At 72.2% G+C, this 6,064-nt stretch carries 6 protein-coding genes; 3 read left to right on the top strand and 3 right to left on the bottom strand.

Annotated features, from left to right (window positions below; translation table 11 throughout):
- On the top strand, nucleotides 1-228 hold a 228-nt coding region (locus C469_RS08205; RefSeq protein ID WP_449272115.1), incomplete at its 5' end, for a DUF7529 family protein.
- A gap of 112 nt (nucleotides 229-340) precedes the next feature.
- On the opposite strand, the gene C469_RS08200 is transcribed toward C469_RS08205, so the two are convergent.
- Nucleotides 341-1,996 (bottom strand): GTPBP1 family GTP-binding protein, encoded by a 1,656-nt coding sequence (locus tag C469_RS08200; RefSeq protein ID WP_008005548.1) that lies wholly within the window; start codon nucleotides 1,994-1,996, stop codon nucleotides 341-343.
- A 213-nt stretch (nucleotides 1,997-2,209) separates the two neighbouring features.
- Here C469_RS08200 and C469_RS08195 point away from each other — a divergent pair, with 213 nt between their 5' ends.
- Nucleotides 2,210-3,058 carry an HFX_2341 family transcriptional regulator domain-containing protein gene (locus C469_RS08195; protein ID WP_008005546.1) on the top strand — a complete coding sequence of 283 codons (849 nt, stop codon included), beginning with the start codon at nucleotides 2,210-2,212 and terminating at the stop codon, nucleotides 3,056-3,058.
- Nucleotides 3,059-3,477: 419 nt separating this feature from the next.
- Here the strand turns inward: C469_RS08195 and C469_RS08190 are convergent, their stop codons facing one another.
- Complete coding sequence (locus tag C469_RS08190; RefSeq protein ID WP_008005544.1) at nucleotides 3,478-4,470, bottom strand: transcription initiation factor IIB; 993 nt, start codon at nucleotides 4,468-4,470, stop codon at nucleotides 3,478-3,480.
- Nucleotides 4,471-4,633: 163 nt separating this feature from the next.
- On the opposite strand from C469_RS08190, the gene C469_RS08185 reads away from it, so the two are divergent.
- Nucleotides 4,634-5,170 carry a DUF7858 family protein gene (locus tag C469_RS08185; protein WP_008005542.1) on the top strand — a complete coding sequence of 179 codons (537 nt, stop codon included), beginning with the start codon at nucleotides 4,634-4,636 and terminating at the stop codon, nucleotides 5,168-5,170.
- 58 nt (nucleotides 5,171-5,228) lie between these two features.
- Here the strand turns inward: C469_RS08185 and C469_RS08180 are convergent, their stop codons facing one another.
- Nucleotides 5,229-6,038, bottom strand: coding sequence for a cell division inhibitor (locus C469_RS08180; protein WP_008005540.1), 810 nt, complete (start codon nucleotides 6,036-6,038; stop codon nucleotides 5,229-5,231).
- Between the last annotated feature and the right edge of the window lie 26 nt (nucleotides 6,039-6,064).

Below are 6,064 nucleotides of genomic sequence, written 5' to 3'. Positions count from 1 at the left end.
TCAGAGATGTGTATAAGAGACAGGTCGATCCTGGTCCCGTGTAAGTACGATATGACGACGGCCGAGGGGATGACCAAGTCGGCGCTCGACGAGGGCGCGCTGTACAGCTACTTCAAGCTGATCTCCGGCGAGATAATCGGCCGTTTCCGGTACAGGGAGTTCGAGCCGCTCGTCTCGCCGCCGGACGGTGCGGCCACTTCGGGGACCTCCGGGCCGACGGACATCTGACGGCGGCGGGTCGCGCTCGCCGATCTCGCCGGTCTTCCCCGCCGCGCCTGTCGGTCCTCCTCGTCCCGACCGCGGCGCCGATCACAGAGGAATAAAGAGGAAGCCCACGGCTTCAGTCGTGGGTTACTGACCGGTCTGTCTCTGTCTCCTCGATGTCTCGCACGGTCCCGACCCCCTTGCTCGACCCCTCCCGGAAGACGAACCGCTGGCCTTCCTCGACCAGGTACGGGCGAAACTTGAACCGGACCGTCGTTCGCCCGGTGTCGCCGGGGAGGAGCCGCCCGCCCTCGGGCGCGAAGACGGCCGCCTCCGAGACGGTCTCGACGTGGACGACCGGCTCGTACCCCTCCTGTATCCGCGTCGGATGGTTGAGTACCATCACCTCGGCCTCGAACTCGCGGACCGGATCGGGGTCGCTCCCGCGGGGCACCAGAGCCATCCCGCGCTCGATCTCCGACTCGTCGACGCCTTTTAACGCGATACCGACGATCCGCCCGGCGGTCGCCTTGTCAACCCGATGGTAGTGCATCTCGATCGACCTGACTTCCACCTCGCGGAAGGAGCCGTCGGCCATCGGCCCCAGCAGGAGTTCGTCCCCGGCCTCCACGGTGCCGGAGTTGACCGTGCCGGACGCCACCGCGCCGACGCCGGTCACCTTGTAGCTCCGGTCGACGTACATCCGGAACGCCGCGCGCTCCGGGGTCGCCCGCTTCGGAAGGGTCTCGAACAGCCGGTCGAGCGTCCCGATCCCCTCCTTCGTCACCGCGCTGGTGCGGAGGAGCGGGACGACGCCCTCTCCGACCTCAGCGACCGCCGTGTCGATCCCGTGGCGGTCGACGAGGAGGGGGGTCTGGCCGGCGTCTCGCAGCATCGACTCGACCTCGCGCTCGGCCTCGGCGAGCCGCTCGTCGCTCACGGCGTCCGCCTTCGTGATCGCGACGACCGTCGGCAGCTCCGTCGCCAACAGGATCCCGAGGTGCTCGCGGGTCGTCTTCGTCGGCCCGTCGTCGGCGGCGACGACGAGCAGTCCGTAGTCGAGCTTCTGGCCGACCAGTCCGCGGATCGTCGTCCGGAGCCAGGGCTCGTGGCCGACGGTGTCGACGAACGAGACCAGCCGGTCCGCCTCCTCGACGATCCGGGCGCGGTCGGACTTGCGGTGCGGGTTGTCCATCCGGACCGGCTCGTCGCCGCCGTCCTCGAAGCCGTAGACCGCGTACGACAGGTCGGCGGAGAGCCCGCGCTCGACCTCGTGCGGCTGGACGTCGAGGAAGCCGCGCGTGCCGCCCTGTCCGTCGTCGGCTCGGCCGGTGACGAGGGTGCCGACGAGCGTCGACTTCCCGTGGTCGACGTGGCCGGCCGTGCCGATCACGAGGTGGTCGTCGTCTGTCTCGAACATCCCGCCGTCGCGGAGGGTGGCGAGGCCGACGAGGCCCTCCACGCTCCCGTTGCCCGCGGAGCCGGCGCTCCACGTCTCCACGTCGGCGATGTGGGCGTCCGCCTCGTCGGCCAGAAGCGAGAGCACGTCCATCGTCTCGGAGAAGGCGTCGGGGGCGACGCCGGCCAGTCCGCCGTCGTCGGTGACGCCGAGGACGTAGGTGGCCTCGCCGTCGCCGGAGAGCACGCGGTGGCGGAGCTGGGCCACGAGCGACTCCATCCGGCCCTCCGCCAAGTGGACCTCGCGGGTCAGCCGCTCCTTGAACTCGATTTCGCCGCCGTCCCGTTCGCCGCGCTCGATGGCCCGCCGGAGGGCGGACCGGTCAGCGCTCATACCCGCTCGTAGGCGACAGCCGGGCTTAACGGTTTTCGTGCTATGGGTCCCCACGTCACGCGATCGGTCTCGAACGCTCGGGAGCAGACGAGAGCAGACGAGAGCAGACGGGAGCCGTCGGGACCGCTCCCGAGCGCCGACACGGTCTCCCGACGGCCTCGATCGTTGACCCCTCGACGGACCTTTTAAGCGATCGCCGGAGGGAGCGAGTGTATGGACACATCGGTCCCCAGCGTCGCCGAACGGCGCGTTCACGTCGCGCCGCTCGGCCACGAGCGCGACCGGATCGTCGAGCCCCTCCGCCGCCACGGCGCGGACGTGGTGTACCTGCTCGCGGACGCCCCGGACCGCGACGCCCCCCGCGGCGCGGTCGACTTCGAGACCGCCGGGGCCGAAGACCCGGCGGACACCGGTGTCGACCTCGATCGACTCACGGGCTACCAGCGCGACGCGTGGGCCGCGGCCGCCGAGTTCGCGTCGGTCCGCGCCCTCCCCGTCGAACTCGCCGACGTGTACGACGTGCTCGGCGTGACGACGACGGTCGCCGCCCGCCACGGCGCCGGCGAGGACGACGGCGACCGCCTGTTCGCCAACGTCTCGACCGGCCCGCGGATCGCCGCGGTCGGCGTCGCGATGGCGTGTATGATCGTCGGCGCCCGCCCCTACAGCGTCGAGCCCGAGCGTCACCGCCACGACGTGCGCGAGGAGCCGCTCACCGAGGGCGTCGAGCGCACCGTCGACCTCCCCCTGTACCCGATGGACGCGCCGACGACCGATCAGGTCGCGGTGCTCGGTCGACTCCTCGAACGCACCGACGACAACGTGACGACGGATAAGTGGAACCTGATCGAGTGGGCCCGCGACCGCGACCTCTCGTTCCTCCGCGAGGCGGGCGCGAGCCGGACGGCGAAGTACCGCGCGTTGGAGACGCACGTGCTCTCGCCGCTCCGCGACCGCGGCTACGTCGAGTTGGAGGACGTGGGGCGCTCCGACACCGTCCGGCTCACGGAGACCGGCCGCCGCGTCTTCTTCGCGTTCAAGCACAAGCTCGGCGGGGCGTGAGCGCGGTGCACACGCCGCGGGTCGTCCGACTGATACGGACTATACGCTTGATCCGGACCATCCACGGCTAACGTAGAAACGGAACCCGCCCCTCGATTCAGATGCGTGACGCCCGCCGGGCGGTCGCAGCCCCCTCCCTGCCCTCCGCCCCCTCAGTCGCTGTCGGCCTCCGTCCGCCGCCGATCCCCCTCGCGGTCGGTCGCCGCCGGCCCCCCGCCGCCGGTTTCCCCACCGGCGGCGGGTCCCGCTGACGCCGCCGCGGCCGCCCCGCGCGGACCGTCACGAAACGACGGCCTCGCCGTCGCCTTTTCGCCCTGCGCTCGGAGGACCCCTCGAACGCCGGCGTCACAGCTATTATCTTTCGTTTCAACCGACACAGAAGCGAGGTCGTTTCGGGCCGTTCTCGCCTGTCCGCTGCCTCACTCTTCGGTCAGGTCGACGTACGTCCGGCGGACGGTCACGGGGGTCACGCCGGCGGCGTCCGCGGCCTCCTGTTGCGTGCACTCCGCGTCCAGTTCGCGGGCCGCTGTGTACAGGCAGGCGGCCGCGACGCCGACCGGGTTGCGGCCGTTCGCGATCCCCTCCTCGACGGCGCGCTCGGCTAGTTCGCCGGCGCGGCGCTCCACGCCGGCGTCGCAGTCGAGGTCGCTCGCGAACCGGGGGAGGTACTCGGCGGGACCGGTCGGCGCGATCGGCAGTCCGAGCTCCCGATTCATCGCGTCGAAGGCCGCCTGATGCTCGTCTACCGTCGCCTTCGCCTCGCCGCAGATCTCCTCGACGGTGCGGGCCACGTCGGCGGTGCGACAGGCGACGTAGACGCACGCGGCCGCGAACCCCTCCAGCGACCGCCCGCGGAGCAGGCTCTCGTCCTGCGCGGAGTCGAACAGCGTGCAGGCCGTGTCGCGGACGCTGTCGGGGAGCTCCAAGACACCGGTCAGCCGGCGGATCTCGGTGTACGCGTACACCTTGTTACGGTCGCGCTTCGTCGAGATCTGCGCGCGGTTGTGCTGCGTCCGCATCCGGGCGAGTCGCCGCCGTTTGCGACCCTTGACCCTCGTCGACCGCCCGATCTCGGTCGAGAGCCCGCGGTCGTGGCGCGAGCGCGTCAGCGGCGCGCCGGTGCGCTTGGGGTTCGCGTCGTCGTCGTCGAACGACCGCCACTCTGGGCCGTGGTCGATCCGGTCGGCCTCGACGACGAGCCCGCAGTCGGCGCAGACGCGCTCGGCCGAATCGACGCGCGTCCGGCCGCCGCACTCCGGACACGTCTCGCGAGCGGCGGGCGCGTCGGCGTCCGCGGTCTCGGTCTGTTCCGTGGCCGCGGTGCGGTCGGCGGTCGCGGCGCGGTTCGCGGTCGCGGCGTCGTCGGTCTCGGTGCGGGGCGAACGGGTCTGGGTCGGGCGTGCCTCACTCATCACACGTCGAACTCGGGCCCGATCCCTTACTTAAACCCGGGCTGATCGCGGGTCGATCGTCGGGATCGGCGCGCTCGAACCGACCGGTAATCGGTCGGTGTTTGGCGCCCTTGCCCCGCCGCAGTACGGTGGTTTTAACTCTTCGAGCGAGCCATCGGTTCGCATGACGCTGTCGGAGATCGCGGACGGGCTCGAAGTGACCGCGAGCCAGCGCGACCGGGGTGTCGCCGTCGCGGACGACACGGAGACGCCGCTCGTCGATCGGCTCGCGGAGCACGCGGGCGACCTCCCGTGTACGCCGGCGGCGACGGCGACACTCGTCGACGCCTACACCGCCGGGCGGAGCGTCGGCGACGCCGCCCGCGAGGCCGGCGTGACGCCGATGACGGGCGCGAAGGCCCTCCACCGCTGCGGCGTCGAGGGGGTCTGCCCGCTCGCCCCGAGCCGCCGAGACGTGGTCCGCGACTGGCTGGACGGCCGGCTCGCCCGCAGCGAGGCGGTCGCGCTCACCGGCGGCGACGAGGCGGACTTCGCGCTGGCGACGTACGTCGAGACCCACGACCCGCCGTCGGAAATCGTCGAGGCGGTCGACGCCCACGTCGCCGGCTCCGCTCCGCTCGGAACTGGGTCCGCCGGGTCCGCCGGAAGCGACGACGACGTACTCGGCGGCGCGCTCGGGTCGCCCGACGGGCTCCGCTGAAGGACGCGGTCGCTACTCCTCTCGGTCCCCCTCCTCTCTCGCTCTCTCGCTTCGCGGTTCAGGGTCGCAGCCGATCGATCACTCCCGGTTCCTCGAACTCGATCCCGACCGTGGCGTCGAAGGCGTCCTCGAACGCCGCCGCGACGGCGCGCGCGTACGCCCCGCTTCCCGTCGCCGTCGTCGGCGCGCTCGCGATCGCGGGGTCGGTCGACGGGAGGCGAACGTCGGCGTCGGTCTCGCCCTCCGCTTCGGCGGCGTCCTCTCCGTCGACGCCCCGCGCGACCGCGATCGACCGGTCTAGGCCGGCGCCCACGTCGGCGATCCGACCGCGGAGCCGCTGGAGGGCGTCGCGCCCGTGCGCCGTCGCCGGGAACACCGCCGCCGTTCGGTCGGCGGCCGTGACCCCCGCGACCGCCTCGTTGGAGCCGACGGGCGCGGCGTCCACGATCACCGCGTCGTGGCTCGTCGCCGCCTCGTCGATCCGTCGCTCCAGCTTCCGGGCCGCCTCCGCCGTCTTCGCCCGCGCGACGCGCTCGAAGGGCGCGCGGGAGGGGATCGCGTCGGCGCGTCCGGGGAGGCTTGGGGCGTCGCCGTCGCCGGTGCCGCCGCTCCCGGTATGCCCGTCTCCCAGTTCGATCGGGTACGTCGCCGCCGCCAGCGACGCGCCGGTCTCGTCGGTGACGAGCGTCGTGAGATCGGTCCCGATCCGGCCGGACACGTACTCGGAGAGGCCCTGCGTCGTGAACGCGGCGTCGACGACCGCCACGTCGCGACCGTCGCGCGCGCCGATCGCCGCCAGTTCGACCGCGGTTCGCGTCGTCCCCGCGCCGCCGGTCGCCCCGACGAGCGCGAGCGTCGTCGCCTGCATGCGCTCGCCTACTCGGGGTTTCGCTG

This window comes from Halorubrum lipolyticum DSM 21995 (assembly GCF_000337375.1).
Lineage (GTDB): Archaea > Halobacteriota > Halobacteria > Halobacteriales > Haloferacaceae > Halorubrum > Halorubrum lipolyticum.
Note: the sequence above shows the minus strand (reverse complement) of the source record. Positions and strands in the feature narration are given on the sequence as shown.